The organism is Escherichia sp. WS2035, from assembly GCF_046487065.1.
GTDB lineage: Bacteria > Pseudomonadota > Gammaproteobacteria > Enterobacterales > Enterobacteriaceae > Escherichia > Escherichia coli.
On sequence record NZ_JBJQKD010000022.1, the window covers coordinates 1 to 26,074 of the forward strand.

Annotated in this window: 29 protein-coding genes and 2 tRNA genes; 10 read left to right on the forward strand and 21 right to left on the reverse strand. The window is 50.9% G+C overall.

All coding sequences use genetic code 11. The annotated features are described in order from the left end of the window. Nucleotides 1–138 precede the first annotated feature (138 nt). The 6 genes from ACJHX4_RS24380 to luxS all read left to right on the forward strand — a co-directional run bounded on the left by ACJHX4_RS24380 (nucleotide 139) and on the right by luxS (nucleotide 3,921). Nucleotides 139–215: transfer RNA gene (locus ACJHX4_RS24380), tRNA-Arg, on the forward strand. A 63-nt stretch (nucleotides 216–278) separates the two neighbouring features. Continuing rightward, nucleotides 279–355: transfer RNA gene (locus ACJHX4_RS24385), tRNA-Arg, on the forward strand. Nucleotides 356–635: 280 nt separating this feature from the next. Next, nucleotides 636–1,202: a fructose-1-phosphate/6-phosphogluconate phosphatase gene (gene yqaB / locus ACJHX4_RS24390; protein WP_000273309.1), complete on the forward strand. Its 567-nt coding sequence runs from the start codon at nucleotides 636–638 to the stop codon at nucleotides 1,200–1,202. Beyond that, nucleotides 1,199–1,627 carry a YqaA family protein gene (locus tag ACJHX4_RS24395; protein ID WP_001287462.1) on the forward strand — a complete coding sequence of 143 codons (429 nt, stop codon included), beginning with the start codon at nucleotides 1,199–1,201 and terminating at the stop codon, nucleotides 1,625–1,627. Before yqaB ends, ACJHX4_RS24395 begins: the two co-directional genes overlap by 4 nt. 72 nt (nucleotides 1,628–1,699) lie before the next feature. After that, a complete protein-coding gene (gshA, locus tag ACJHX4_RS24400; protein ID WP_000611804.1) occupies nucleotides 1,700–3,256 on the forward strand; it encodes a glutamate--cysteine ligase in 1,557 nt (518 codons plus the stop codon). A gap of 149 nt (nucleotides 3,257–3,405) precedes the next feature. Next, entirely contained in the window at nucleotides 3,406–3,921 is a 516-nt protein-coding gene (gene luxS / locus ACJHX4_RS24405) for an S-ribosylhomocysteine lyase (RefSeq protein WP_001130208.1), read from the forward strand. Nucleotides 3,922–3,971: 50 nt separating this feature from the next. On the opposite strand, the gene ACJHX4_RS24410 is transcribed toward luxS, so the two are convergent. From ACJHX4_RS24410 to ACJHX4_RS24485, 16 genes are all read right to left on the reverse strand, one after another. Beyond that, entirely contained in the window at nucleotides 3,972–5,084 is a 1,113-nt protein-coding gene (locus ACJHX4_RS24410; RefSeq protein ID WP_000638136.1) for an ATP-binding protein, read from the reverse strand. Further along, nucleotides 5,081–5,788, reverse strand: coding sequence for an RNA ligase family protein (locus tag ACJHX4_RS24415; RefSeq protein ID WP_001097132.1), 708 nt, complete (start codon nucleotides 5,786–5,788; stop codon nucleotides 5,081–5,083). Before ACJHX4_RS24415 ends, ACJHX4_RS24410 begins: the two co-directional genes overlap by 4 nt. 257 nt (nucleotides 5,789–6,045) lie before the next feature. After that, nucleotides 6,046–7,584, reverse strand: a complete 1,539-nt coding sequence (gene emrB / locus ACJHX4_RS24420; protein ID WP_001296316.1) for a multidrug efflux MFS transporter permease subunit EmrB — start codon at nucleotides 7,582–7,584, stop codon at nucleotides 6,046–6,048. A gap of 16 nt (nucleotides 7,585–7,600) precedes the next feature. Next, the gene (gene emrA, locus ACJHX4_RS24425) at nucleotides 7,601–8,773 is read right to left on the reverse strand and encodes a multidrug efflux MFS transporter periplasmic adaptor subunit EmrA (protein WP_021514432.1); all 1,173 of its coding nucleotides are present in this window, start codon (nucleotides 8,771–8,773) and stop codon (nucleotides 7,601–7,603) included. 126 nt (nucleotides 8,774–8,899) lie between these two features. Further along, on the reverse strand, nucleotides 8,900–9,430 hold the full coding sequence (emrR, locus tag ACJHX4_RS24430; protein ID WP_000378443.1) for a multidrug efflux transporter EmrAB transcriptional repressor EmrR: 531 nt from the start codon (nucleotides 9,428–9,430) through the stop codon (nucleotides 8,900–8,902). 90 nt (nucleotides 9,431–9,520) lie between these two features. Then, nucleotides 9,521–9,856 (reverse strand): L-valine transporter subunit YgaH, encoded by a 336-nt coding sequence (gene ygaH / locus ACJHX4_RS24435; protein ID WP_000119749.1) that lies wholly within the window; start codon nucleotides 9,854–9,856, stop codon nucleotides 9,521–9,523. Further along, nucleotides 9,846–10,583 (reverse strand): L-valine exporter subunit YgaZ, encoded by a 738-nt coding sequence (gene ygaZ, locus ACJHX4_RS24440; RefSeq protein WP_000445658.1) that lies wholly within the window; start codon nucleotides 10,581–10,583, stop codon nucleotides 9,846–9,848. Before ygaZ ends, ygaH begins: the two co-directional genes overlap by 11 nt. A gap of 123 nt (nucleotides 10,584–10,706) precedes the next feature. Then, on the reverse strand, nucleotides 10,707–11,891 hold the full coding sequence (locus ACJHX4_RS24445; protein WP_000165701.1) for an MFS transporter: 1,185 nt from the start codon (nucleotides 11,889–11,891) through the stop codon (nucleotides 10,707–10,709). Nucleotides 11,892–12,082: 191 nt separating this feature from the next. Continuing rightward, on the reverse strand, nucleotides 12,083–13,075 hold the full coding sequence (gene proX, locus ACJHX4_RS24450; RefSeq protein ID WP_001216534.1) for a glycine betaine/L-proline ABC transporter substrate-binding protein ProX: 993 nt from the start codon (nucleotides 13,073–13,075) through the stop codon (nucleotides 12,083–12,085). A 56-nt stretch (nucleotides 13,076–13,131) separates the two neighbouring features. Further along, nucleotides 13,132–14,196 (reverse strand): glycine betaine/L-proline ABC transporter permease ProW, encoded by a 1,065-nt coding sequence (gene proW, locus ACJHX4_RS24455; protein WP_000774966.1) that lies wholly within the window; start codon nucleotides 14,194–14,196, stop codon nucleotides 13,132–13,134. Beyond that, complete coding sequence (gene proV, locus ACJHX4_RS24460) at nucleotides 14,189–15,391, reverse strand: glycine betaine/L-proline ABC transporter ATP-binding protein ProV (protein ID WP_000985509.1); 1,203 nt, start codon at nucleotides 15,389–15,391, stop codon at nucleotides 14,189–14,191. Before proV ends, proW begins: the two co-directional genes overlap by 8 nt. Nucleotides 15,392–15,746: 355 nt before the next feature. Continuing rightward, nucleotides 15,747–16,706 carry a class 1b ribonucleoside-diphosphate reductase subunit beta gene (nrdF, locus tag ACJHX4_RS24465; RefSeq protein ID WP_000777934.1) on the reverse strand — a complete coding sequence of 320 codons (960 nt, stop codon included), beginning with the start codon at nucleotides 16,704–16,706 and terminating at the stop codon, nucleotides 15,747–15,749. Nucleotides 16,707–16,715: 9 nt separating this feature from the next. Continuing rightward, the gene (nrdE, locus tag ACJHX4_RS24470; RefSeq protein ID WP_000246582.1) at nucleotides 16,716–18,860 is read right to left on the reverse strand and encodes a class 1b ribonucleoside-diphosphate reductase subunit alpha; all 2,145 of its coding nucleotides are present in this window, start codon (nucleotides 18,858–18,860) and stop codon (nucleotides 16,716–16,718) included. Further along, nucleotides 18,833–19,243: a class Ib ribonucleoside-diphosphate reductase assembly flavoprotein NrdI gene (gene nrdI / locus ACJHX4_RS24475; RefSeq protein WP_000080947.1), complete on the reverse strand. Its 411-nt coding sequence runs from the start codon at nucleotides 19,241–19,243 to the stop codon at nucleotides 18,833–18,835. Before nrdI ends, nrdE begins: the two co-directional genes overlap by 28 nt. Further along, nucleotides 19,240–19,485 carry a glutaredoxin-like protein NrdH gene (gene nrdH / locus ACJHX4_RS24480; protein ID WP_001223227.1) on the reverse strand — a complete coding sequence of 82 codons (246 nt, stop codon included), beginning with the start codon at nucleotides 19,483–19,485 and terminating at the stop codon, nucleotides 19,240–19,242. The genes nrdI and nrdH overlap by 4 nt, the downstream gene beginning before the upstream one ends. A 246-nt stretch (nucleotides 19,486–19,731) precedes the next feature. Further along, nucleotides 19,732–20,061 (reverse strand): DUF883 domain-containing protein, encoded by a 330-nt coding sequence (locus tag ACJHX4_RS24485; protein ID WP_001295174.1) that lies wholly within the window; start codon nucleotides 20,059–20,061, stop codon nucleotides 19,732–19,734. A gap of 151 nt (nucleotides 20,062–20,212) precedes the next feature. On the opposite strand from ACJHX4_RS24485, the gene ACJHX4_RS24490 reads away from it, so the two are divergent. Beyond that, complete coding sequence (locus tag ACJHX4_RS24490; protein ID WP_000281320.1) at nucleotides 20,213–20,557, forward strand: DUF2002 family protein; 345 nt, start codon at nucleotides 20,213–20,215, stop codon at nucleotides 20,555–20,557. Nucleotides 20,558–20,593: 36 nt separating this feature from the next. On the opposite strand, the gene alaE is transcribed toward ACJHX4_RS24490, so the two are convergent. Next, a complete protein-coding gene (gene alaE, locus ACJHX4_RS24495) occupies nucleotides 20,594–21,043 on the reverse strand; it encodes an L-alanine exporter AlaE (RefSeq protein WP_000492656.1) in 450 nt (149 codons plus the stop codon). A gap of 667 nt (nucleotides 21,044–21,710) precedes the next feature. Between alaE and stpA the strand changes: the two genes are divergently transcribed. Continuing rightward, nucleotides 21,711–22,115: a DNA-binding protein StpA gene (gene stpA, locus ACJHX4_RS24500; protein ID WP_000115381.1), complete on the forward strand. Its 405-nt coding sequence runs from the start codon at nucleotides 21,711–21,713 to the stop codon at nucleotides 22,113–22,115. A 46-nt stretch (nucleotides 22,116–22,161) separates the two neighbouring features. Here stpA and ygaP read toward each other — a convergent pair whose 3' ends face one another. Together ygaP and ACJHX4_RS24510 are read right to left on the reverse strand one after the other, a co-directional pair. Continuing rightward, nucleotides 22,162–22,686: a thiosulfate sulfurtransferase YgaP gene (gene ygaP, locus ACJHX4_RS24505; RefSeq protein WP_001229463.1), complete on the reverse strand. Its 525-nt coding sequence runs from the start codon at nucleotides 22,684–22,686 to the stop codon at nucleotides 22,162–22,164. Nucleotides 22,687–22,695: 9 nt separating this feature from the next. Beyond that, nucleotides 22,696–22,995, reverse strand: coding sequence for an ArsR/SmtB family transcription factor (locus ACJHX4_RS24510; RefSeq protein ID WP_000137288.1), 300 nt, complete (start codon nucleotides 22,993–22,995; stop codon nucleotides 22,696–22,698). A gap of 182 nt (nucleotides 22,996–23,177) precedes the next feature. On the opposite strand from ACJHX4_RS24510, the gene ACJHX4_RS24515 reads away from it, so the two are divergent. Together ACJHX4_RS24515 and kbp are read left to right on the forward strand one after the other, a co-directional pair. Further along, nucleotides 23,178–23,336 (forward strand): YqaE/Pmp3 family membrane protein, encoded by a 159-nt coding sequence (locus tag ACJHX4_RS24515; protein ID WP_000508177.1) that lies wholly within the window; start codon nucleotides 23,178–23,180, stop codon nucleotides 23,334–23,336. An 83-nt stretch (nucleotides 23,337–23,419) separates the two neighbouring features. Further along, nucleotides 23,420–23,869, forward strand: coding sequence for a potassium binding protein Kbp (gene kbp, locus ACJHX4_RS24520; protein WP_000522415.1), 450 nt, complete (start codon nucleotides 23,420–23,422; stop codon nucleotides 23,867–23,869). Here kbp and csiR read toward each other — a convergent pair whose 3' ends face one another. After that, entirely contained in the window at nucleotides 23,870–24,532 is a 663-nt protein-coding gene (gene csiR / locus ACJHX4_RS24525; RefSeq protein ID WP_000156817.1) for a DNA-binding transcriptional regulator CsiR, read from the reverse strand. 20 nt (nucleotides 24,533–24,552) lie between these two features. Further along, nucleotides 24,553–25,953 (reverse strand): GABA permease, encoded by a 1,401-nt coding sequence (gabP, locus tag ACJHX4_RS24530; protein ID WP_001296312.1) that lies wholly within the window; start codon nucleotides 25,951–25,953, stop codon nucleotides 24,553–24,555. Nucleotides 25,954–26,074: the final 121 nt, after the last annotated feature.

Genomic DNA, 26,074 nt, shown 5'->3' on the forward strand with positions numbered 1-26,074 from the left:
CATCCGTAGCTCAGCTGGATAGAGTACTCGGCTACGAACCGAGCGGTCGGAGGTTCGAATCCTCCCGGATGCACCATCTCTTACTTGATATGGCTTTAGTGGCGGTATCAATATCAGCAGTAAAATAAATTTCCCGATGCATCCGTAGCTCAGCTGGATAGAGTACTCGGCTACGAACCGAGCGGTCGGAGGTTCGAATCCTCCCGGATGCACCATCTCTTACTTGATATGGCTTTAGTAGCGATATCAATATCAGCAGTAAAATAAATTTTCCCGATGCATCCGTAGCTCAGCTGGATAGAGTACTCGGCTACGAACCGAGCGGTCGGAGGTTCGAATCCTCCCGGATGCACCATATTCTCCGTAACCTTCAGCAATGAAGGTATCGAAGAGGTAGCGGTATTAACCGCAGGCACCAGGGAGGATAACGTTGCGCCAGCAGCGGCCCGAAGGGCGAACGCCAGTGAGTCATCCTCCCGGATGCACCATATTATCCAAAAAATTTCCTTCAAAAATATCTCATTTCTAAATAACTACTTTATCCATTTCCTGAATTTTCTTCTCCTTCTCCATCAGCGACAAAATCAAGCAATTACGCTAAAGTAGCGTCATATTTTTCGACTTGCGAGAAGACCATGTACGAGCGTTATGCAGGTTTAATTTTTGATATGGATGGCACCATCCTGGATACCGAGCCTACGCACCGTAAAGCGTGGCGCGAAGTATTAGGGCACTACGGTCTTCAGTACGATGTTCAGGCGATGATTGCGCTTAATGGCTCGCCCACCTGGCGTATTGCTCAGGCGATTATTGAGCTGAATCAGGCCGATCTCGACCCGCATGCGTTAGCGCGTGAAAAAACAGAAGCAGTAAGAAGTATGCTGCTGGATAGTGTCGAGCCGCTTCCTCTTGTTGAAGTGGTGAAAAGCTGGCATGGTCGTCGCCCAATGGCTGTAGGAACGGGGAGTGAAAGCGCCATCGCTGAGGCATTGCTGGCGCACCTGGGATTACGCCGTTATTTTGACGCCGTCGTCGCTGCCGATCACGTCAAACACCATAAACCCGCGCCAGACACATTTTTGTTGTGCGCGCAGCGTATGGGCGTGCAACCGACGCAGTGTGTGGTCTTTGAAGATGCCGATTTCGGTATTCAGGCGGCCCGTGCAGCAGGCATGGACGCCGTGGATGTTCGCTTGCTGTGAGTGAAGCGTTATCGCTTTTCTCGTTGTTTGCCAGTAGTTTTCTCAGCGCTACACTATTACCCGGCAACTCCGAAGTCGTGCTGGTGGCAATGTTGCTTTCCGGAGTGAGTCATCCCTGGGTTTTAGTTTTAACAGCAACAATGGGTAATAGCCTTGGAGGGTTAACTAACGTTATCCTTGGGCGTTTCTTTCCATTGCGTAAAACATCGCGCTGGCAAGAGAAAGCTACCGGCTGGCTGAAACGCTATGGTGCAGTCACGCTATTATTAAGCTGGATGCCCGTGGTTGGCGATTTACTGTGTCTGTTAGCGGGATGGATGCGCATCTCGTGGGGACCGGTAATCTTTTTTTTGTGCCTTGGTAAAGCGTTACGCTATGTTGCAGTTGCAGCAGCTACCGTTCAGGGCATGATGTGGTGGCACTAATTGTAGGCCTGCACATATGGTCACCATTACAGTTATGCTAATTAAAACGATTTTGACAGGCGGGAGGTCAATTTGATCCCGGACGTATCACAGGCGCTGGCCTGGCTGGAAAAACATCCTCAGGCGTTAAAGGGGATACAGCGTGGGCTGGAGCGCGAAACTTTGCGTGTTAATGCTGATGGCACACTGGCAACAACAGGTCATCCTGAAGCATTAGGTTCTGCACTGACCCATAAATGGATTACTACCGATTTTGCGGAAGCATTGCTGGAATTTATTACACCAGTGGATGGTGATATTGAACATATGCTGACCTTTATGCGCGATCTGCATCGCTATACGGCGCGCAATATGGGCGATGAGCGGATGTGGCCGTTAAGTATGCCATGCTACATCGCAGAAGGTCAGGACATCGAACTGGCACAGTACGGCACTTCTAACACCGGTCGCTTTAAAACGCTGTACCGTGAAGGGCTGAAAAATCGCTACGGCGCGCTGATGCAAACCATTTCCGGCGTGCACTATAATTTCTCTTTGCCAATGGCATTCTGGCAGGCGAAGTGCGGTGATATCTCGGGCGCTGATGCCAAAGAGAAAATTTCTGCGGGTTATTTCCGCGTTATCCGTAACTACTATCGCTTCGGTTGGGTCATTCCTTATCTGTTTGGTGCGTCTCCAGCGATTTGTTCTTCTTTCTTGCAAGGAAAACCAACGTCGCTGCCGTTTGAGAAAACCGAGTGCGGTATGTATTACCTGCCGTATGCGACCTCTCTTCGTTTGAGCGATCTCGGCTATACCAATAAATCGCAAAGCAATCTTGGTATCACCTTCAATGATCTCTACGAGTACGTGGCGGGCCTTAAACAGGCAATCAAAACGCCATCGGAAGAGTACGCGAAGATTGGTATTGAGAAAGACGGTAAGCGGCTGCAAATCAACAGCAATGTGCTGCAGATTGAAAACGAACTGTACGCGCCGATTCGTCCAAAACGCGTTACCCGCAGTGGTGAGTCGCCTTCTGATGCGCTGTTACGTGGCGGCATTGAATATATTGAAGTCCGCTCGCTGGACATCAACCCGTTCTCGCCGATTGGTGTAGATGAACAACAGGTGCGATTCCTCGACCTGTTTATGGTCTGGTGTGCGCTGGCTGACGCACCGGAAATGAGCAGTAGCGAACTTGCCTGTACACGCGTTAACTGGAACCGGGTGATCCTCGAAGGTCGCAAACCGGGCCTGACGCTGGGTATCGGCTGCGAAACCGCGCAGTTCCCGTTACCGCAGGTGGGTAAAGATCTGTTCCGCGATCTGAAACGCGTCGCGCAAACGCTGGATAGCATTAACGGCGGCGAAGCGTATCAGAAAGTGTGTGATGAACTGGTCGCCTGCTTCGATAATCCCGATCTGACTTTCTCTGCCCGTATCTTAAGGTCTATGATTGATACTGGTATTGGCGGAACAGGCAAAGCGTTTGCTGAAGCGTACCGTAATCTGCTGCGTGAAGAGCCGCTGGAAATTCTGCGCGAAGAGGATTTTGTCGCCGAGCGCGAGGCGTCTGAACGCCGTCAGCAGGAAATGGAAGCCGCTGATACCGAACCGTTTGCGGTGTGGCTGGAAAAGCACGCCTGACAGAAAAGAAAAAGGCCACTCGTGAGTGGCCAAAATTTCATCTCTGAATTCAGGGATGATGATAACAAATGCGCGTCTTTCATATACTCAGACTCGCCTGGGAACAAAGAGTTCAGAAAATTTTAAAAAAAATTACCGGAGGTGGCTAAATGCCGTTGTTAGATAGCTTCACAGTCGATCATACCCGGATGGAAGCGCCTGCAGTTCGGGTGGCGAAAACAATGAACACCCCGCATGGCGACGCAATCACCGTGTTCGATCTGCGCTTCTGCGTGCCGAACAAAGAAGTGATGCCAGAAAGAGGGATCCATACCCTGGAGCACCTGTTTGCTGGTTTTATGCGTAACCATCTTAACGGTAATGGCGTAGAGATTATCGATATCTCGCCAATGGGCTGCCGCACCGGTTTTTATATGAGTCTGATTGGTACGCCAGATGAGCAGCGTGTCGCTGATGCCTGGAAAGCGGCAATGGAAGACGTGCTGAAAGTGCAGGATCAGAATCAGATCCCGGAACTGAACGTCTACCAGTGTGGCACTTACCAGATGCACTCGTTGCAGGAAGCGCAGGATATTGCGCGTAACATTCTGGAACGTGACGTGCGCATCAACAGCAACGAAGAACTGGCGCTGCCGAAAGAGAAGTTGCAGGAACTGCACATTTAGTCAGTTTAAGCAGAAGAGGCCGGGCTGGTGAAAACACCGCCCGGCTTTTGTTACCTGTCAGTCATCCGATATTCCACGCTATGTGCTTCATCAGGTTGAGGAACTTCCAGCCTTGAGGCCATCCGCATCACGACCGCTTCAGGAACTGCATACTCGCGTCTGGCATTTTGCTGGTTCCATTGCGCCCATGGCACTTCCAGATAAACGATTTTTACTCGTGCGCCGTAAGCCGTAAACAGACTGATGAGCTGGCTGCGCAGCTGGCGGGTAATGTTCGTTGCATTCCAGATGAACGGCTTTTTCTGGCGTAAAAAAACGCGCGCCTCTTCTTTTGCCTGTTGCACAATACGCCCGGTGGCGGTTTTGTCGTCCGGACTGGCATTGATTCGCCGCCGCATATCATCAAGGCTGATAACGTCCATTCCCTGGCACTGTTCACTGATATAGCGATCTTTGCCCATACCCGGTAAGCCACACAGCAAAATAACCTCAAAAGGTTCAGCCTCCCAGGGAACAAAATCAGGAGAACTTTGCTCATGAGTCAGGTAGTGCCAGCGTGCGGAATCAGAAACGAACGGGCGCATTTTTCCCCAGCATTGTTGCTCATGGCAAAACAGCTCGAACAGATCGATGCGTTCCAGCATTGATTGCTGATCCGGGCTTTGGCGACCAAGCAGATCGGCACGAGCAAGCAAAGCGAGCAGACGCGTGTCGATGCGCATTGCAGCCGTGAGCAACAAACGCTCCGGTTCCGGACGTTCCAGTAACCATAGCGGTAACCCATGCAGACGCACCAGTGCAACAATTTGCTCGCGCAGCACGAACGGCGTTGGGATATCGCGCCATAAAATTTGTCGAGCCGTCAGTTCGCCCCGACGAGCATGACCAGGAGACTGAATACGTCCGTTTTCCTGCACGGTAGTGCTGCGCTTTTCAACATCATGCAATAACGCCGCCGCCCATAAAACTTCCTGCTGTTGAGCGGGGAGTTGCTGGAATTCTGGCAGAGTAATGAGGGCGTTAAGCACCATTTCGGTATGTACGCCGACGTCGCCTTCACCATGATGCTCAGGGTCTTGTGGCGTGTGATGCATCTCCTCAACCCAGCTAAAACGCTGACGTAGCGCCGACCAGCGTTTATCGTCGGTAAGTTGCCAAATCATGACTGTTCTCCATAAACGAACTCATGGGCCATCCGCGCCCGTTGCCAGTGGCGTTTCCAGTGCACAGTGGTTTTGACATGATTTTTGCGCACATACTTGAAGACGTTATGCGAAAAGTCAGCGACAGAAAACGCATCATGATTTCGGCTGACAATGCCTTCCAGCGTACAGGGTTGACAGGTTTGCGTATCCCAGGGATCGAATGTGCCGCGCGCATTGGTCAGCGCCAGAAAATCACGTTGCCAGCTTTTTTCATCATTCCCCGGCTGCGGGCCGGAGATTTCGGGAACGCAGGGGAAATCAAACAGAGCGGCGTAAAACTGCACCTCTTCCCAGCTCAGCCACATATCCTGGCAGCGAACGGCAAACAGGTAAAAGTCCTGTTCCAGCGCGCGGTATTCAATGGAATGAACGGCGTAGAGATTTTCACCAAACAACTCCAGGTTGCCGAGATCGTTTTTCAGCAGTTGCCAGCGTTGGCGAATTTTATAGGTCCATGCCGACTGCGTAGGCGTGGCATGGGAGCGGGCAAACACGCCGTAGCGGTTAAGGCAGTTATTTTCGCCATCGAGTTTTTCTGTGTGCACCAATTGCGTGATGGTCTGTAAATCCTGCCAGTAATCGGTGTTAATGCGGTCATCGCTGGTGGTGCCTGGAGAGAAGGGGTAATGCCAGGTTCTCCCGTATTTACGTTGGGTATTCATAATAATCCATTATTTTGTGTGTAATAAATGTACGCCCGCGAGGGTGCGAGTTTTGGGGTTAAAAGAAAAATGTGAGTATCACCCGCGAAAGCGAGGGCGAAGGAAAAAGAGAATTAACAACCTGAGCGAATGCTCAGAACCGGCTAATGGTGAATGGAAGAGTTTGGGGCGGCGAAAAGATACACCGAATGAGTGTATAAAACAACCGTTTGCAGAATGAGCAAATAAAAAGGGAGCCGCAGCTCCCTTTGGCAACCTTAGTGCGCACCGCCTCCGCCGCCACCTGCGCCAAATGGCGGTTTAGCAAACCACACCAGCCCCAGCAGGACGAGGAATATCCCGGCTGACATCCAGAAGATCTCATTGGCGGAAATAATCAGCCCCTGATTGGTTATCTGCTGGGCAATCCAGCCTGATGCCTGCTGTTGCGTCATACCAAGCCCTTCCAGTTGACTGTACATCGCCTGAGCATTCGGGTTGAACGGGTTTACCGACTCAGTCAACTGTGCATGGTGCAGCGACTCGCGGTTGGTCCACATGGTCGTGGTTATCGACGTGCCGATAGACCCCGCCAGCGTTCGCGTAAAGTTGGAGAGGCTCGATGCCGCCGCCAGTCGTTCCGGTGGCAAACCGGACAGCGTAATGGTGGTCAGCGGCATAAAGAAGCAGGCCACCGCAAAACCCTGGATAAACTGTGGCCAGGCCGACGCGCCAAAATCCATACCCGGTTCAAAGGTATAGGCACGCCAGTAGAAGCAGACGGCATACATAATAAAGCTGAAGGTTACCAGTCGGCGCATATCCAGTTTATGCGCGAAGCGGCCGATAATCGGCGACAGGATCACCGGAATAATCCCTACCGGCGCAGAGGCCAGCCCTGCCCACGTCGCCGTGTAACCGTAGACCTCCTGCAACAACTGCGGCAGCAGAACAATCGCGCCGAAGTAGAGCATATACGCGAGGCTGATACACAAGCAGCCGATGGTGAAGTTGCGCGACTTAAACAACGACAGATCGACTATCGGGTTATCGTCGGTCAGCTCCCAGACAATCAGGAAGCAGATAGCCACCACCGCCACCACGGTGAGGATGATAATTTCCTGTGATGAGAACCAGTCCAGCTCTTTACCGCGGTCGAGCATAATCTGCAGGCTGCCGATACCAATAACCAGCAGTGCCAGCCCCACGGCATCAATCCGCCGCCGTTCGGTGCGGGTTTCACGTCCGCGCAGAGTTTGCAGTGTCATCAACACCACCGCCACGCCAATCGGCACGTTGATGAAGAATATCCAGCCCCAGTGGTAATTATCACTGATATAACCGCCGAGGATCGGGCCGCAAATTGGCGCAACAATCACCGTCATCGACCACAACGCCAGCGCGATCGAGCGTTTGGCTGGCGGGTAGTTATTCAGCAATAGACTTTGCGAAAGCGGAATTAACGGCCCGGCGACAATCCCCTGAATCACGCGGAAGAAGATCAGCATATTCAGGCTGCTGGAGACACCACACGCCCACGACGCAATAGCAAAGGCGATGGTGGACCAGAGGAACAGTTTCACTTCCCCGACGCGCTTTGCCAGCCAGCCGGTAAGCGGGATCGAGATGGCATTCGCCACCCCGAAAGAAGTGATTACCCACGTTCCCTGGCTGAGCGATGAGCCCAGATTCCCGGCGATAGTGGGGATCGCCACGTTAGCAATGGTGGAGTCCAGCACCTGCATGAATGTCGCCAGTGACAGCGCAATCGTCATAATGACCAGTTGTGCGCCTTCCAGCGGTTTTTGCTGTTGCATCACACGCACCTCTGGATTAGCCAGCGTTAGCTTTTACGATATCGTCGATCAGTTTATTGACAGGTGCCAGGCTGATTTCACGCGCGGTGCTTACCGCGACCGGTGTGGAACGTACTTTGTTTGCCAGTACCTGACCGTCACGGTTAGTGGTATTGACACTCACCAGCGTGGATAAACCGATACGCAGCGGGTATTGCTCCAGCTGTTTCTGGTCCAGTTCAATACGCACAGGCAGACGCTGAACGACTTTGATCCAGTTACCGGTGGCGTTTTGCGCCGGAAGCAGTGAGAACGCGCTACCTGTGCCCATATCCAGACCAACCACTTTACCGGTGTATTTCACATCATCGCCGTAAATATCGGTGGTGATGGTGACCGGTTGACCGATACGCATATTGGCAATCTGCGTCTCTTTAAAGTTGGCATCCACCCACATATTGGTGGCTGGAACGACCGCCATCAGCGGCGTCGTTGGGCTAATTTGCGCCCCAGGCTGTACCGCGCGGCGGGAGACATAACCGGTCATCGGACTGACAATACGGGTACGCTCCAGCGCCAGCCAGGCGTTACGTACTTCGGTGGCAGCCTGTTGTACGGCAGGCTGATCTTCCAGTTTCGTCCCCAGAATCATCGCCTGATTGGCATTGTATTGTTGAATAGCGACGTCCAGTTGCGCCTGGGCACTGGTGACGGCGTCGCGGGCGTGTTGCAGCTCTTCGCGACCAATCAGGTTGGCATTGCCCAGCGGCACACGGCGGTTGTAGTCGCTTTGTGCTTTCGCGAGGGCGATTTTTTGCACCTCAATATTCGCCTGCAACTGTTTGCTGTTAATCATCAGCTGGTGGGTTTGGCGAACGCTGGAAGCCAGTGCAGTTTTGGCTTTTTCAAACGCCTGGCGAGCATCTGTCGGGTCGAGAGTGACCAGCACGTCGCCTTCTTTTACAAAATCGGTGTTATCGGCCCAGACTTTCGTCACGCTGCCAGACACCTGAGACATAATTTGAATCTGATTCCCTGCCACGTATGCGTCATCGGTTTCTTCGAAATGACGCAGTACCAAAAACCAATAAATCCCTATCGCTACGGCAATAATTATAAAGAGCAAGGTGAGAAGGAGGAGCAGACGCTTACGTTTGCCGCTCTTCTTTATCGGTTGCTGCGGGGTTTGAGTCTCCGCATTTGCGCTCATATTGTTCTCCACGATCTTCTTAACTCATCGGCTGAGCCGACCTGCTTGCCAAAAAGGCCAGCATGTTGCGATGCTGGCCGGTTATTTTTTCTTTTATAAATCTGGATTTTTGAGCGAGATGACGCGTTAGCTCATCGCTTCGAGAACCACACCGCCCTGTTCCATCTGGTCGAGACGGGAGAGCAATTTGCGGGTGATTTGCTCGAGCTGGTCTTTTTCTGTTGTGCTGAGCGCGGACCAGAGTTGATGCAGGCAGTTATGCTGCGGCGGTAAAACCTCGCGCAAAAACTCGTGACCTTTTTCCGTTAATTGCAGATGCAGGCAGCGGCGATCGTTATCGCTTTCACGACGTTCGATCCAACCGCGTTTTTCCAGTTCATCGGCAATACGCGTCGCGTTGGTACGGGATGATCCAAGAGCACAACTCAATTCAGAAGGCTGAATACTGTGGTTTTCCTGAGACTCCAGCGTAATCAACGCCATAAACAACGTCTCGTTAATCCCCTGAGCCTTCAGCATTTTATTGCGGTTTTCCAGCAGCTTGCTTTGCATATGCATGCAAAGACGGGTCAGAAGGATCTCCTGATAAGGAAAATCTTCGTGGCGGCTGGCGCGAAATTTTAGCATTTGTTCAATGGGCGTAAACGAACTATCCATTTGGGTATGACCTCATTAATTTCAGCCGATATAGTAACGACAGTGACAAATAAAGTAAATGTATTGTTTTAGAAAAATGATTCTTGTGGATTATATAATCGCCATCACTTTCCAGGCGAGCCCATAGGCCAGCGCACTAAGCAGTGTTGGGATGATAATGCTGCGTGTTTTATAGAAACTGGCACCCAGTACCGCGAAGCCGACCAGTGTGGGCACGAAACGGCGTGTATCGTGCATCACTTCTGGTGCGGTAGAGACAACCAGCAGAGCGCATATCGAGGCGATGCCAATGGTGTCGAGCAAAATACCTACCGCGCCACGTTTGGTTGGGCGGGCATTACCCACACGCAGGCGCAGCGGCAGATAGCGGAAGCAATAATTCGCCGCGCCAACCAGTAACCCAAGCAGCAGAACCTCATAGCTCATCGGGCGCTCCTTGCCAGAATGCCTGGATTAACGCAGTGAGGCAGCCACAGACAATGCCTGCCAGAATGGCGACGGGAATAGAAAATAGCGTTACGCCTGCAAGGGCACCAACTAACGCTGCGGTAACGCAAAGAGATTGTTTGCGCTGGAAAGAGGCGAGCAGGAAACTCATAAAGAGTGCCGGAAGCATAAAACCTAATGCTGCTTCAACGGCGGGATAACCTTGCAGCAAGCCGCTGCCGGAGAATGCCCCTATTACCGTACCAAATACCCACGATGACCATGAACTGAAGGCAATGCCGATCATCCAGTTTTCGCTCCAGCGGCGATTATTGCGTACCAGTTTTGCGGTTGCGGCGGCAAAAACCTCATCCGTCAGGCCAAACGCCCACAGGGCGGTTTTCGATTTTTGCAGACGCTGAATAATACGGCTACGCAGTGACGGGCCATACAAAACATGGCGAACATCCATTGCCATGACGGTCAGTGCAGCAACCCACAAACTACTCCCGGCTGCCAGCATCGCGGTAATGACGAACTGGCTCGCGCCTGCATAAATGATGCAGGAGAAAAAAACGCTTTCGAGAGGAGAGAATCCCAGACGGGTCGCATTCAGACCGAACGCAAAGGCCACCGGAATATAACTAATAACAATCGGTAAACTGTCTTTGCATCCTTCCATGAAGGTCGCCGAACCAGGAGCAGGCTGTGGAGTAGGGCTTTCCATAGAGTGTACGCTTAACGATTGTTAATATTATAAATAGACTGAATGAATATCTTAACCTTATCAGACTGATGGGCTTCTTAACACCCTTATAAGTGTAAAGCCACGAAAACGGTTGCTGATTGCTTAATTTGCGGCTTCCTGACGATGAAAACCTCGCCACCAGACCAGTAAGTTAACCAGGGCAATCGTCGCGCCAGCCAGACACACGCCAGCCCAACTGCCATGTTGCCAGGCTGAGGCTGAAATTAGCGAACCAGCGGCACCGCCAATAAAGTAGCTGGTCATGTAACCTGCGGTCAGGCGATTACGCGCATCAGGGTGTATTCGATAAATTACCGTCTGGTTAGTGATATGCACGCCCTGCACGGTGAGGTCCAGCACCAGGATGCCGATAATCAGCGCCAGTACGGAAGTGTGACCAAACCAGATTGCCAGCCATGAAAGTAACAGCAGAAGCAGACCGAAAGTTGTTGTGTGGTGCGATTTGCCCTTGTCGGCAAAACCGCCCGCCGGACGAGCGCCCAACGCTCCGGCAGCTCCCGCAAGTCCAAACAGACCAATTACACCATCGCTGTAGTTAAAAGGTGGAGCGGCAAGCAAAAAGGCCATTGAGGTCCAGAGAATGCTGAAGTTGGCAAAGGTCAGGCAGCCCAGCAACGCGCGGGTGCGCAGGATCTTATCGCTGATAAACATGCTGAAAACGGAACCAAGCAACTGTGGGTAGTTGAGGTGGGTTTCTGATTTCATTTGTGGCAGACCACGCCATAATGCCAGCGCCATCAGTGCCATTAACACCGAGGCAACCCAAAAGACGGTGCGCCAGCCGCCGAGGTTTGCCAGCAATCCGGCAACGGTCCGTGCGAGTAAGATCCCCAATAGCAGGCCGCTCATAATGGTGCCAACCACTTTGCCGCGTTTGTCCGGTGAGGCCAGCGTCGCTGCCAGTGGAACCAGAATTTGTGCCACGACCGAGAATAAACCGGTTAATGCCGTACCGAGGATCATCATCGCCAGTGACTGACTGCTGGCAGTGATTAACATACCGCCCGCTGCCAGTAAGGTCATCGAGACAATCAGGCGGCGGCGTTCAAACATATCACCGAGGGGAACAAGAAACAGCAGACCTGCGGCATAGCCCAACTGCGCGGCGGTAACAATAAAGCCCGCCGAACTGGCGGAAAGGGAAAAGTTACGCGCGATGGTGTCGAGCAATGGCTGGGCGTAATAGTTACTGGCTACCGCCAGACCGGTGGCGATAGACATCAGCACGATCAGCGCCGGGCTAAGCTCATGATTAGGTTTAGTCATTATTTTTGTTCATCAGGTGATGATTAAGCTGGAAATCAATAATAGCGGATGTTGATGAATATGGGATGAAAGATAGATTGTTGAAATGTGCGGTGTGGTTTGTAGGTATGATAAGACGCGCCAGCGTCGCATCAGGCATTGTGTACAGAGCGGCGGATGAGGCAAAAACGCCTTATCCGCCCGAATAAAAATTACTTCTGCGCTGCCAGCGCTTCATTCACCCAGCCATCGAACTGCTGCTGGTGGGCTTTGATCCAACCATCAACGTGGCCCTGAATATCGTCTTCTGAGGCTTTGCCGTCATGCATGATGGCGTTCTGGGCGTTAATATCTGCCACTGGTAACTGCATAATGGCAAACAGTTTCGCTGCTGCCGGGTTTTTCTCGGCCCAGGCTTTGTTGGCAACGATATGCATGGTACTGACCGGGAAGCCGTAATTCGCGCCATTCGGCAGTTTGGTATTGGCATTTTTATCGCCCGGCAGTGCGGAGAACGGCACCTGCAACCAGACCACATCTTTCCCCGGTTTCAGTTCGTTACTCACCCAGTACGGCGTCCAGGTGTAGTAAAACACCGGCTTACCCTCTTTGTAACGACTGATGGTGTCAGCCATCATCGCTGCGTAGTTCCCCTGATTATGCGTCACGGTATTGGTCAGTCCATACGCGGCAAGCTGGTGGTTGATCGCACCTTCGCAGCCCCAGCCTGGGTTACAGCCGGTTAAATCCGCTTTACCGTCGCCGTTGGTATCGAACAGTTTGGCGATCTTCGGATCTTTAAGTTGCGCGATGTTGGTAATTTTATACTGGTCGGCGGTTTTCTTATCGATCAGGTAACCTTGTGCCGCGCCGTTAACAAATACCCCTTCACGATAAAATTTCTTATCGCCACCGGCAGCTTCGTACATGTTGTCATGCAGTGGCGTCCAGTTCACGGCGGTGAAGGTTGCATCGCCGGAAGCAAGCGAGGTGTAGCCAACGTTGTAATCCACTTCGCTGGGTTTATTGACGGTATAACCTAATTTCTCCAGCGCGCGGCTGACCAGCAGCGTCTGGAAGGTTTCTTCGGTGATGGTGCTTTGAACTGGATTAACTGTAATGCCTTTGCCCGGCAGGTCGGCAGCAAAAGTTTGTGTAGAGATAAGCGTGGCAAACGCTGTCGCAAAAAGTACGCTATGTCGCATTGTTATTCCTTTTTTTGGCAGGGTGATATGCCCGGTGTTACCGGGCAAGTGCAGAGTTACTTAATGAATGGGCGGGTCAGCAGACCGACAGGGCCAGTGGTGTACCAGCGACGGTTGCCGCGACTACGTGAGTCGCGCCCAACGGCCTGCGTCAGGCGATCGAGGATAATGGCGAGGATCACAATCCCGACGCCGCCAACGGTGGCAAGCCCCATATCCAGACGACCGATACCGCGAAGTACCATCTGACCCAGCCCGCCGACGGCAATCATCGAAGCGATGACCACCATAGAAAGGGCCAGCATCAGCGTCTGGTTAACGCCCGCCATAATGGTTGGCATCGCCAGCGGTAACTGAACTTTGAACAGCATCTGGCTCGGGCTGGCACCGAATGAGCGCGAGGCTTCAATCAGATCCGCCGGAACCTGGTTAATTCCCAGAATCGTCAGACGGATAATCGGCGGCAGTGCAAAGATGATCGTCACCACCACGCCCGGCACGTTGCCGATACCAAACAGCATGACGATTGGCACCAGATAAACAAACGCGGGCGTGGTCTGCATGGCATCAAGCAGTGGACGAATAATTTTCGCCGCTCGCGGACTTCTCGCCAGCCAGATCCCCAACGGCAAACCTATGACGATACAGAACAGCAGGGCGGTTAACACCAGCGCCAGGGTAACCATTGCCTGTGACCAGGCACCGATTGCGCCGATGGCAATCAGCGAAACCAGCGTCGCCACGCCCATTCCGACCCCGGAAATCTGCCAGGCGATGAGAGCGAAAACGATAATCGCCACCGGCGCGGGCATACCCAGCAGCAATTGCTGGAAACCGTTGAGGATGTAATCAACCGGAACGCGCACGCCCTGAAAGACGGGACGAAAATGGGTAACGACCCAGTCGATCCCTTCAGTGACCCAACTGTCGAGCGGGATCAGAGTTTTATGGAACGGATCGAGAATATTAAAATGCTCGACGTTTGGCGCAGGCGTACTGGTCAGCCAGTCAGCACCACCGCCGTCAGTCGGTGCAGCAGCCGGTGTACCCCAGGCGTCTGCGGATTGTGCAGCACTGTCCGCCGCTGGCGTGGTATCCCACGGATTATTTTGATCAGCCATTATTTACCCCCTCACGATCTAAAGCGCGCAGCAGCATTCCTTTCGAAATGATGCCGACATACTGTTGGTCCTCGTCGACCACGGGCACCGCACAGGGTGCCTGTCCGACATGAGAGAGCAACTCGCTAAGAGGCGTTTGTGCATCGACCGCTAACGGCGCATCAATCAGCGCCGCATCAAGACCTTGCTGCTGCGTTAACGCGGCTTTAAGCGAATCGATAGACACAGCGCCGACAAACTTATTACCGCGTTCGATGACGTAGCCATATTCGCGATCTTCATCCTGCAATAATTTCAGTGCCGAACGCGGGCCGAAGCCGGGGGTTTTACGAATTAAGCCGTTCGGTGTACGACGAGCAATATCTTTCGCACTGAACACCTGGCTAATATCGACGCCACGGAAGAAGGTACGAACATAATCATTCGCCGGATTATTAAGAATTTCATCCGGTGTACCAACCTGCACCACTTCACCATTTTGCATAATGGCAATTCGGTCACCAATACGCATAGCTTCATCGAGATCGTGGGAAATAAAGACAATGGTGCGCTGATGTTTCGCCTGTAATTTTACCAGCTCATCCTGCATCTCGGTGCGAATTAATGGATCGAGTGCCGAGAAGGCTTCGTCCATTAATAATATATCCGGATTAATCGCTAACGCGCGGGCTAATCCCACACGTTGACGCATCCCGCCAGAGAGTTCATCCGGGTAGCTGTGGGCATAATTTTCCAGCCCGACCTGACGCAGTGCATCAAGGGCTTTTTCCCGGCGTTCTTCGGCATTAATTCCGGCCAGTTCCATACCGAACGCAGTATTGTCCAGCACGGTCATATGCGGCATTAAGGCAAAGGACTGGAAGACCATCGCAATCTTTTTTCTGCGCACCTCACGGAGTTCGACGTCGGATATTTTGGCAATATCCACACCATCAATCAGCACTTGCCCGCGGGTGGGTTCAATCAGGCGATTGAGAAGGCGTACCATTGTGGATTTACCCGAACCGGATAATCCCATGATGACAAATATCTCGCCTTCTTCAATGGCCAGACTGGCGTCTTTTACGCCAAGCGATAGCCCAGTTTTTTCCAGAATTTGTTCTTTTGAAAGTCCTTGTTCGATATATTTGAAAGCTCGCTGTGGATGCTCACCAAATATTTTATAAAGATTTTTAATTTCTAATTTAATTGCCATGCAATAGAAAGATTCCTGTTATTTGTTTATGTCGATACATTACCCAATGGAAATAGTCACTTTTTTCTACCCTAACATACTGAGAATCTGAGGCAACCCCTGATGGCAAATGTGGCATGAATATTGATGTGAGCAAATCGCCGGAATTTCCCATGATATAAGGGCTGAGAGCAAATCGAGAAAAGTTGATATTTTTTGTCAAAGATAGCAAAAAAACGCCTGAATATTGTGGTTTCAGGCGAATAATGCAACAGAGTATCAGTGTAGATCACCACAAATTATTTGCGTGATATAAAGCTATTTGGCGGGAATTATTTCCCTGCAGCGGGTAGTGATATTTTTGAAAATAACCCCCTCAGAAATTCCAGTCTTCATCTTCTGTTTCGACCGCTTTTCCCATCACATATGAAGAGCCTGAACCGGAAAAGAAATCGTGATTTTCATCGGCATTCGGCGAAAGCGCGGCGAGGATTGCCGGATTCACTTCCGCCATTTCTGCGGGAAATAGCGGTTCGTAGCCCAGATTCATCAACGCCTTATTGGCGTTGTAACAGAGAAACGCTTTCACATCGTCAGCCCACGGGGTTTCGGCGTACAGCTCATCGGTGTATTGCAACTCGTTGTCATAGAGTTCCAGCAACAAATCGAAGGCGAAACTCTTCAATTCTTCACGTCGTGCCTGGGAGATCTTTTCCAGGTTTTTCTGATATTTATAGCCGATGTAGTAACCGTGGACTGCTTCATCCCGGATAATCAGACGGATCAGGTCTGCGGTATTGGTTAGCTTTCCGCGGCTGGAAAAATACATCGGCAGCCAGAAACCGGAATAGAACAAAAAAGATTCAAGAAACACACTGGCGATTTTCTTTTTCAGCGGATCATCACCGCGATAATGTTGCTGAATAATCTGTGCTTTTCGCTGCAACGGCGCGTTTTCTTCACTCCAGGCGTAGGCGGCATCGACATCTTTGGTCTGGCACAGCGTCGAGAAAATTGAACTGTAAGAGCGGGCATGAACCGCTTCCATAAAGCTGATATTTGATAATACCGCCTCTTCATGGGGGGTGAGTGCATCGGGCATCAGCGAGGGCGCGCCGATAACATTTTGCAGCGTGTCGAGCAGCGTCAGGCCAGTAAAAACGCGCATTGTTAGTTGTTGTTCTACGACACTTAATGTCTGCCATGCAGGAATATCGTTCGACAGTGGCACCTTTTCTGGTAGCCAGAAATTGCTGGTCAGGCGATTCCACACCTCCAGATCTTTATCGTCAGATATCTTGTTCCAGTTGATGGCGCTGATACGTGAGAGTTTCATAGATATTCCTTAAAGTGCACAGGAGACGCAGCCTTCAATTTCAGTGCCTTCCAGCGCCATCTGACGCAGGCGAATGTAATAGAGCGTTTTGATACCCTTGCGCCAGGCGTAAATCTGCGCTTTGTTGATATCGCGAGTGGTGGCGGTATCGGGGAAAAACAGCGTCAGCGACAGCCCCTGATCGACATGGCGAGTCGCTTCCGCGTAGGTGTCGATGATCTTTTCTGCGCCGATTTCGTAAGCGTCCTGATACAGCGCCAGATTTTCGTTAGTCATAAACGGGGCAGGGTAGTAAACGCGCCCGGTTTTGCCCTCTTTGCGTATCTCTACTTTCGCCACAATCGGATGAATACTCGACGTGGCATGGTTGATATAAGAGATAGAACCGGTTGGCGGCACCGCCTGGAGATTCTGGTTGTAGATACCATAGCGCATCACGTCGTCGCGCAGCTGCGCCCACATCTCACGGGTAGGTAACGTAATACCGCTACGGGCAAACAGTTCGCCAACTTTCGCCGTTTTCGGCTGCCAGTTACTTTGCAGATATTGGCTGAAATATTCACCACTGGCATAGCGTGACTGTTTGAACCCGGCGAAGGTTTCACCGCGTTCGCGCGCCAGCAACATCGAGGTACGCAGTGCGTGCCAAGTGATGGTATAGAAATAGAGATTGGTGAAATCGAGTGCTTCCGGCGAACCATAAGCGATGCCTTCTCGCGCCAGATAGCCGTGTAAATTCATCTGCCCCAGTCCGATGGCGTGCGAGGCGGCATTTCCGGCTTCGATGGACGGCACGCTGCGGATATGACTCATATCTGACACCGCCGTTAAACCGCGTACGGCAGTCTCTACCGTGCGGGCAAAGTCGGGGGAATCCATGGTGTGGGCAATATTCAACGACCCTAGATTGCAGGAAATATCATGGCCTGTACGGGCATAGTCGAGATTCTCGTCATATTCTGAGGCGCTGTTAACCTGCAAAATTTCTGAGCAGAGATTGCTCATATTTATGCGCCCGGCGATAGGGTTAGCACGGTTAACCGTGTCTTCATACATGATGTACGGATAGCCAGACTCAAACTGGATCTCTGCCAGTCGCTGGAAGAAATCACGAGCGTTGAGGTATTTTTTGCGAATGCGTTCATCGGCAACCAGTTCGTCATAGCGTTCGCTGATGGCGACATCGGCAAACGGTTTGCCATAAACCCGCTCAACGTCATAGGGCGAAAACAGCGCCATCTGCGCATTCTCTTTTGCCAGATGGAAAGTGATATCCGGGATCACCACGCCCAGCGACAGTGTTTTAATGCGGATTTTTTCGTCGGCATTTTCCCGTTTTGTATCGAGAAAACGCAGAATATCGGGATGATGAGCATGTAAATAGACTGCCCCAGCCCCCTGACGCGCGCCGAGTTGGTTGGCATAGGAAAATGCGTCTTCCAGCATTTTCATCACCGGAATCACGCCAGAAGATTGATTTTCAATACGTTTAATTGGCGCGCCCGCTTCCCGCAGATTCGACAGCAAAAATGCTACGCCGCCGCCGCGTTTCGACAGTTGTAGTGCGGAATTTACTGCCCGGCCAATCGACTCCATATTGTCTTCAATACGCAGCAGAAAACAGGAAACCAGTTCGCCGCGCTGCTGCTTACCGCAGTTGAGGAATGTTGGCGTGGCTGGCTGAAAGCGTCCTGACAGCATCTCATCGGTGAGCTGCGTCGCCAGTGTTTCATCGCCTTGTGCCAGCGTCAGCGCCACCATCGTGACGCGATCGGCAAAATCTTCCAGATAACGCTTACCGTCGAATGTCTTCAACGTATAGCTGGTGTAAAACTTCCATGCTCCTAGGAATGTCTGGAAACGAAAACCGCTGGCGTGCGCGTGGGCAAACAGCGTAATGACAAAATCGCGAGAGTAGCGATTAAGGACACTTTCATCATAGTAACCTTCGTTAACCAGCCAGTTCAGGCGCTGCTGCTGGCTACTGAAGGCCACACTGTTCGGACGCACATGCGTCGTCATAAAGGCGTCTACTGCCTGGCGATCTTTATCGAACTGAATGCGACCTGCGCTATCGTAAAGGTTAAGCATCGCATTCAGAGCGTGATAATCCATCGTTTCCTGCGTCAGGCGTTCTGCGGTTGTCGTTGCCAAAATTCAGTTACTCCTTTACGAACGTTTTCGATATCGCTTTGCGTACCCATGAGTTCAAAGCGGTACAGCCACGGCACGCCGCATTTCCGGGCAATCACATCTCCGGCGCGGCCATATGCCTCACCAAAGTTGCGATTACCCGAAGCAATAACGCCGCGCAGCAACGCCCGGTTATGCTCGTCGTTTAAAAAGCGAATGACCTGTCGTGGCACCGCGCCAGCCGTACCGCCGCCGCCGTAAGAGGGCACGATCAGGATGTAAGGCTCGTCTACCTGAATCCGTTCCCGCTCATTGAGCGGGATGCGCACCGCGGGCAGCCCTAAACGTTCGATAAAACGCTGCGTATTTTCGGAGCTGCTGGAAAAGTAGACGAGCTGGCTCATGCACTGGCCGCGTGTGGCGCTGGATGCAGACGATTGATCATGTCCGGGCGGAAACCAGACCAGCTAAGATCGCCTGCAATCACAACCGGCAACTGACGAAAGCCCTGAGCACGCAGCGCTTCTGCCGCTTCAGGAACGCGATCGACATTAATCATTTCAAAATCAAAGCCCCGGTTTTCCATCGCCCGTTTAGTGGCGTGGCACTGAACGCAATCGTTACGAGTGTAAATAGTAATGCGCATGATTCGTATTTCCGTTTAAAATGAAGATACGGCGCGATGATACGCGTCGGGTTGTCTCTCTGTTGATACAGAGATACTAGATGTAGTTGAAAAAAGATTCAACCACACAATATATAGCAAATAATGGTCAGGGTTACCCTGGGGCGAGCGTGACGGGGTAGGGGGATTTTTGTGATTCACCAGGCAAAAAGAAACCCCGAAGCCAGGCTTCGGGGTCAAAGACGCGTATTTATTATCATTTTTGCACTACGATTTGCGCATGCTTAACAGTGCGCCGATAAAAATACCCACCGCTGCCGCTGTACCCACACTACACCAGGGTCTTTCACGAACAAAAGAATCCGCGCAGCCAACGGCATCGCGCGCGGCTTGCTGGACGCGAGTACGACCATGCATTCGCGCCCTGGTTTCTTTCAGTAGAGCCTGCGCTTTACTACGAGCGGCTTCGGCTTCCCCTTTGGCGTCGCTGCCCCAGGACTTCAATACAGATTCGAGACTGTCAGCTAATTGATTGACATCATTCTGGATATCCTGCACGCCATCATCAACGTCGTTGCGGTTCGGTCGGTTAAACATATGATCCCCCATTAGAATTCGATGTAATTTTCAGTGTAGACCATAATTTTCTTAACTGAGGTTCATCGCGGCTTTATGGACTTTTCTGAAAGCGTTGTGAATGCGCAATCAGGTAAGGTAGGCCCGCGGTTGATAATAACGAGGATCAAATATGTATTTACGACCAGACGAGGTGGCGCGCGTACTTGAAAAAGTCGGTTTTACTGTCGATGTGGTAACCCAGAAAGCGTATGGTTACCGCCGTGGGGAAAATTATGTCTATGTTAATCGCGAAGCGCGAATGGGACGTACCGCCCTGGTGATTCATCCAACATTAAAAGAACGTAGTTCAACACTGGCTGAACCCGCTTCCGATATTAAAACTTGCGATCATTACCAGCAATTTCCGCTCTATTTAGCGGGTGAACGTCATGAGCATTACGGTATCCCGCATGGCTTTAGTTCGCGTGTTGCGCTTGAACGTTATTTGAATGGTTTATTTGGCGAAGCCAGTTAAAGACGCGACTGGCGATGCCAGTCGCGAAAAGAAGGGTCAGGCTTTTACCTGCTGGTAACGGCTGACTTTAAACAGTCGGCGGCAATAATCGAGGAAGTAGCCATAAACCGCCCCCATCAACATCGAAACAACGATGTTTGAACTGACTGCCGCCATAATCTGATGCCAGTCTGCGCCCACCACTAACAAGATCGCCACATACACCGGTGACTGGAACGTCACATAAGCCAGGATATCCGCCAGATTTTTTATCCAGCCTGACGGGCTAACTTTGCGTGCCGCGCGCATAAACAGATCGCGGTACATACCGTATGGCCATGCAATTAAGATGTTCACCGGAATCGCTACCAATCTGGAATAAAAAGACTGTTCGAAGCTCATTCCGGAGAGGAAAACTTCAATACACATGTTCACGACAGAACAGTAAACAACCATCGCGAACGTATCTGCAACTGCATGACGCAAGCGTGACTGCGGTGAGAACATGCTAATGCTCCTTAATAAAAGCGTAATGGGATGTTAATGGAGATGAAAGCAGTGGATCTCATTGCCATCTGCATTTTTGCATAGCGTATATCGCTGGCTATGACTAATCAATTAGTGAAAAATTTTTATTTAATCTGTTTTTGTAGATAAAATATTCCGTAACGGCGCGTTTTTTGTACATTGTGGATTTTTACATGCCGATATGATTTATTTTTAATTAAATCAATTGGATATGTGCTTGCCTTTATTTTCACTCATGAAGGTTTGGGGGTGAGGTAACGCTATAAGCGTAGAGAATTCGGTGTATGTAGTGACCGGGTCATTTTCAGCATTTTTTATGACAGATAATGTACATTGACAGCAGAAAGCACCAGTGATAGATGTTTTCTTTTATTCGGTTGAATTGCATTTTTATTCACTTTGGTTTTGTCAGGCTTGCGGAATTAGCGAGCAGAGAGAGCCGCTCTGTTCACCAATAACCGAAATTACTCATCAAAATGGCTAATATATAATCTTGAAATTATTCTGAGAGTTTCAGAAAATAACAGCTGAAATAATCTCGTGCAGGACTGTAAATAGATTAAATTTTGTGGAAATATAATAAGTGATCGCTTACACTACGCGACGAAATACTTTTTTGTTTTGGCGTTAAAAGGTTTTCTTTATTATGTCCGTAATGTTACAAAGTTTAAATAACATTCGCACCCTCCGTGCGATGGCTCGCGAATTCTCCATTGACGTTCTTGAAGAAATGCTCGAAAAATTCAGGGTTGTCACTAAAGAAAGACGTGAAGAAGAAGAACAACAGCAGCGTGAACTGGCAGAGCGCCAGGAAAAAATTAGCACCTGGCTGGAGCTGATGAAAGCTGACGGAATTAACCCGGAAGAGTTATTGGGTAATAGCTCTGCTGCGGCACCACGCGCTGGTAAAAAACGCCAGCCGCGTCCGGCGAAATATAAATTCATCGATGTTAACGGTGAAACTAAAACCTGGACCGGTCAGGGCCGTACACCGAAGCCAATCGCTCAGGCGCTGGCAGAAGGTAAATCTCTCGACGATTTCCTGATCTAATTACTGAGGCCGGATGTCGCTGCTATGGCGCGTCCGGCGTCGCTGCTCAAGCTCGTTGGTTCCACGGCATCTTATCTAACAACCTTGCCATTCCACAAAAACCACTAATTCCTGCAAGCAGTAACCCAGCACCAACAAAGCCGCTTAATAAGAAGAAAACGCTATTTACGGTATAACCCAGTACAACGCCGATTAATATTAAACCACCCGCGGCGATTTGCACCTGGCGCATTAACGGTAAGGGTTGGGATTTATTTACCGCTACTGGCAATCCTGCTTTTTTCCAGCCATCAATCCCATCTTCGAGTAAAAAGATTTCTGCGGGGGCGGCAATCGCTGCTAATTTATCAGCGTTATTACTGGTGCGTTTACCTGCCTGGCAGTGGAATATAATTTGCTCGCGACGTAATTTAGGCGGAAGACCTGACTGTTCCAGTACGGATAATGGAGCCAGATCTGCTTCAGGAATATGTTCACGAAGATATTCATCAGCATCACGAATATCGATTAACTTTGCGCCGCGTGCGATTAATTCTTGTGCATCATGCGGCGAAATGGTTGTCAAAGCCATAGTGACTCCTTACGGACAATAGACATTTTTCAGGGTGGCGATAATGGCATTTACCGCCTCATTTTTAATGGAATATAGAATGCGTTGGGCATCCCGTTGGCAGTCGATAAGCCCTTCGCCCCGCATACGAGCGAGATGCTGTGATGTCGCAGAGGCACTCAGTCCGGTAATGCGCGTCAGCTCTCCCGCGCTGGTGCCGGGGGAACCGCTAAGCATACACAGAATCAGCAATCGTTTAGGGTGGCTCATTGATTTCAATAAGGCCGCTGCCTGTTCGGCACTGGCCTGTAATTGTGCGAGTTCAGTCATAGTTGTTTAAGTATTTTCTAAATTAAGTAAACTCTAAACTAAGTGTGCAACATATACCAGCATCAGCAGCGTAAATGAGAGTAAAAGCGTACGCTGAAACTGGCAGGCTCCGCTAAAATTACTACGCTTAAGAGATAAAATCTCTTTTTAAACAATGAGTAATTTTCTTATAGGGAGTACATATGGGTTTCTGGAGAATCGTCATCACCATCATTCTGCCGCCGCTCGGCGTGCTGCTCGGTAAAGGGTTCGGTTGGGCGTTCATTATTAATATTCTGCTGACACTGCTTGGCTATATCCCCGGTTTGATTCACGCGTTCTGGGTGCAAACCCGCGATTAAACCTGTGCTCACCCCCGCGGCGTTAACGCGCCGCGTTCCTCTGCTACACTTTCTGAGTGTTTCCGTTAACGAATGAGGTAGCTATGGGTCTGTTCAATTTTGTGAAAGATGCCGGAGAAAAACTCTGGGACGCGGTTACAGGTCAGCACGATAAAGACGATCAGGCGAAGAAGGTGCAGGAGCATCTGAACAAAACCGGTATACCTGATGCCGATAAAGTGAACATTCAAATTGCCGACGGCAAAGCGACGGTCACTGGTGACGGCTTAAGTCAGGAGGCGAAGGAGAAAATCCTTGTTGCGGTGGGGAATATTTCCGGTATTGCCAGTGTCGATGATCAGGTGAAAACGGCGACACCAGCCACTGCCAGCCAGTTTTATACCGTTAAGTCTGGCGACACTCTGAGTGCCATTTCCAAACAGGTCTACGGTAACGCTAATCTGTACAATAAAATCTTCGAAGCGAATAAACCGATGCTAAAAAGCCCGGATAAAATTTACCCGGGGCAAGTGTTGCGTATTCCTGAAGAGTAGTTAATTGCCAGCCATCGCCTGCTGGATAATGGGAATTGGCGTCAGTAAATGCTGGCGCATTAACTCACTGGCGCGCGCGGTATCTCGCGCCAGTACCGCCGCAGTCAGGGTCTGGTGCTGATCGTGTTTATCTTCCAGCATTTCCACCGAAAGCACTGTTCGCCGCAGCCAGATAAATCGATAACGCGCTGCCAGATCAAACAACCGTTCACGCATTTGCAGCAAATAGTAAGAACCACAGCCCGCCACAATTGCAGTATGAAACGCCTGATGACGCAGATCCCACTCATCAAGCATTTTCTCACTGGCGTCACAGGCCTCAAGCTTACTGAGCAGATGCGCTTTTGCGAGAACGTCTGCCTCCCATTCATCGCCACCGCGGGCAATCGCCAGACTCACCAGCATCGCTTCCATATTGGCGCGGGCGTCGAAAATATCGAGCAGCTCCTGCTCTGACATAGACGCCACCCGATACCCTTTTTGATTCACCACCGTGACCAGTCGTTCTGCCACCAGTTGCGAAAGTGCTTCCCGCAACGGCCCAACGCCAAGTGCATAACGCGATGTCAGCAAACTCATCCGTAATTTTTCATCCGGCTGAAAATTGCCGCGAATAATATCGTTCTTCAGCCAGCGATAGCCATCCAGAGAGGTAATGGTCATGGTGTGACTCCTGATCATTATCAGCGCGTATTATGAATGGGTGTTTTTTGCCACATTATCAGCTTTTTCCAGCGAGCCATAATTGGCACGGTACAGATAATCCCAATCGCTAATAAGCCGGTGGAGATCACTTCTAACTGTTGCGCCGGGCGGAATAGCATCACTACCAACACAAAGGTAATAAAGCCGATGACCAGCCAGGTGAGCCACGGATAAAGCCACATCCGCAGGCGAATTTCGCTTCCTTCTGCTCGCAGAATTTTGCGCATCCGCAATTGTGAAACGGCGATGACTAAATAAACCAGCAGGGCGATAGCGCCGGAGCTGTCGATCAGAAATTTAAACACCTTCGCAGGCGCGTAATAGTTCACCACCACCGTTAAGAATGCCGCGCTGGTGGAGAGTAACACCGCTACGTACGGGGTTTTACTGCGGTTGATTTTACCCATTACCGCGGGAGCATCACCGCGACGGCTTAAGGAGTAGAGCATCCTGGAAGCGGTATACAGCGCCGAGTTCAGGCAACTGGTTACGGAAAGTAATATCACGCAGTCCATGATTAATTTCGCATGAGGAATATTGAGCAATTCCAGAACCGAGCGATAAGAACCAACGGCTTTCAGCCCTGGCATATTCCACGGGATTAATGCAACAACGACAAAAATAGAACACAAATAGAAAATAGAGATACGCCAGATAACCGAGTTGGTGGCGCGAACAATATGTTTTTCCGGCGTGTCGGATTCCGCGGCGGCAATGGTGACAATTTCTGCGCCCATAAACGAGAACATGGTGATCAACATCGCGCTTAATACCGCACCGAAGCCGTTGGGCATAAAGCCGCCGCTATCCCACAATCTTGAAATCCCGCTCACGTCGGCATACGGGTAAAAACCGCTAATTGCGACGGCACCAAGGAAAATAAAGGCCAGGATAGCGATGACTTTACACAGCGCCAGCCAGAACTCAAATTCGCCGTAGTTTTTAACGCTTAATAAATTACTGCCGGTTAAGGCGAGGGTAATGACGAGGGAAAATAACCAGATGGGAATGCCTGGAACCCATGAGTGCAGGATCATGGCGGCGATGTTGGCTTCAAGTGGGATAACCAGTACCCAAAACCACCAGTACAACCAGCCGATGGTATAGCCCGCCCAGCGGCCAATGGCTTTATCGGCATAGGTGGAAAACGAACCGGTATCGGGCGTGGCAACCGCCATTTCCGCCAACATCCGCATAATCATAACCACCAGTAATCCGGCGAACAGATAGGCCAGTAATACCGCCGGGCCCGCTTCGGCGATGGCGACGCTGGAACCGACAAACAGACTTGCGCCGATAACACCGGCAATAGACAACATGGTGACGTGGCGTGACTTCAGCCCGCCGCCTAACTCATGTGGTTGCGATGATTGCCCCATCCTGAATCCTCTCGAAAGTGTGTCACTTGGGAGAGCGCCCCGACATTTCCCGCGTCGGGTCACGCGTTTAATTGTTATTGGTTCTTTTTGCCGGAGAGCGGCTCCGCCTTATCCGGCCGAC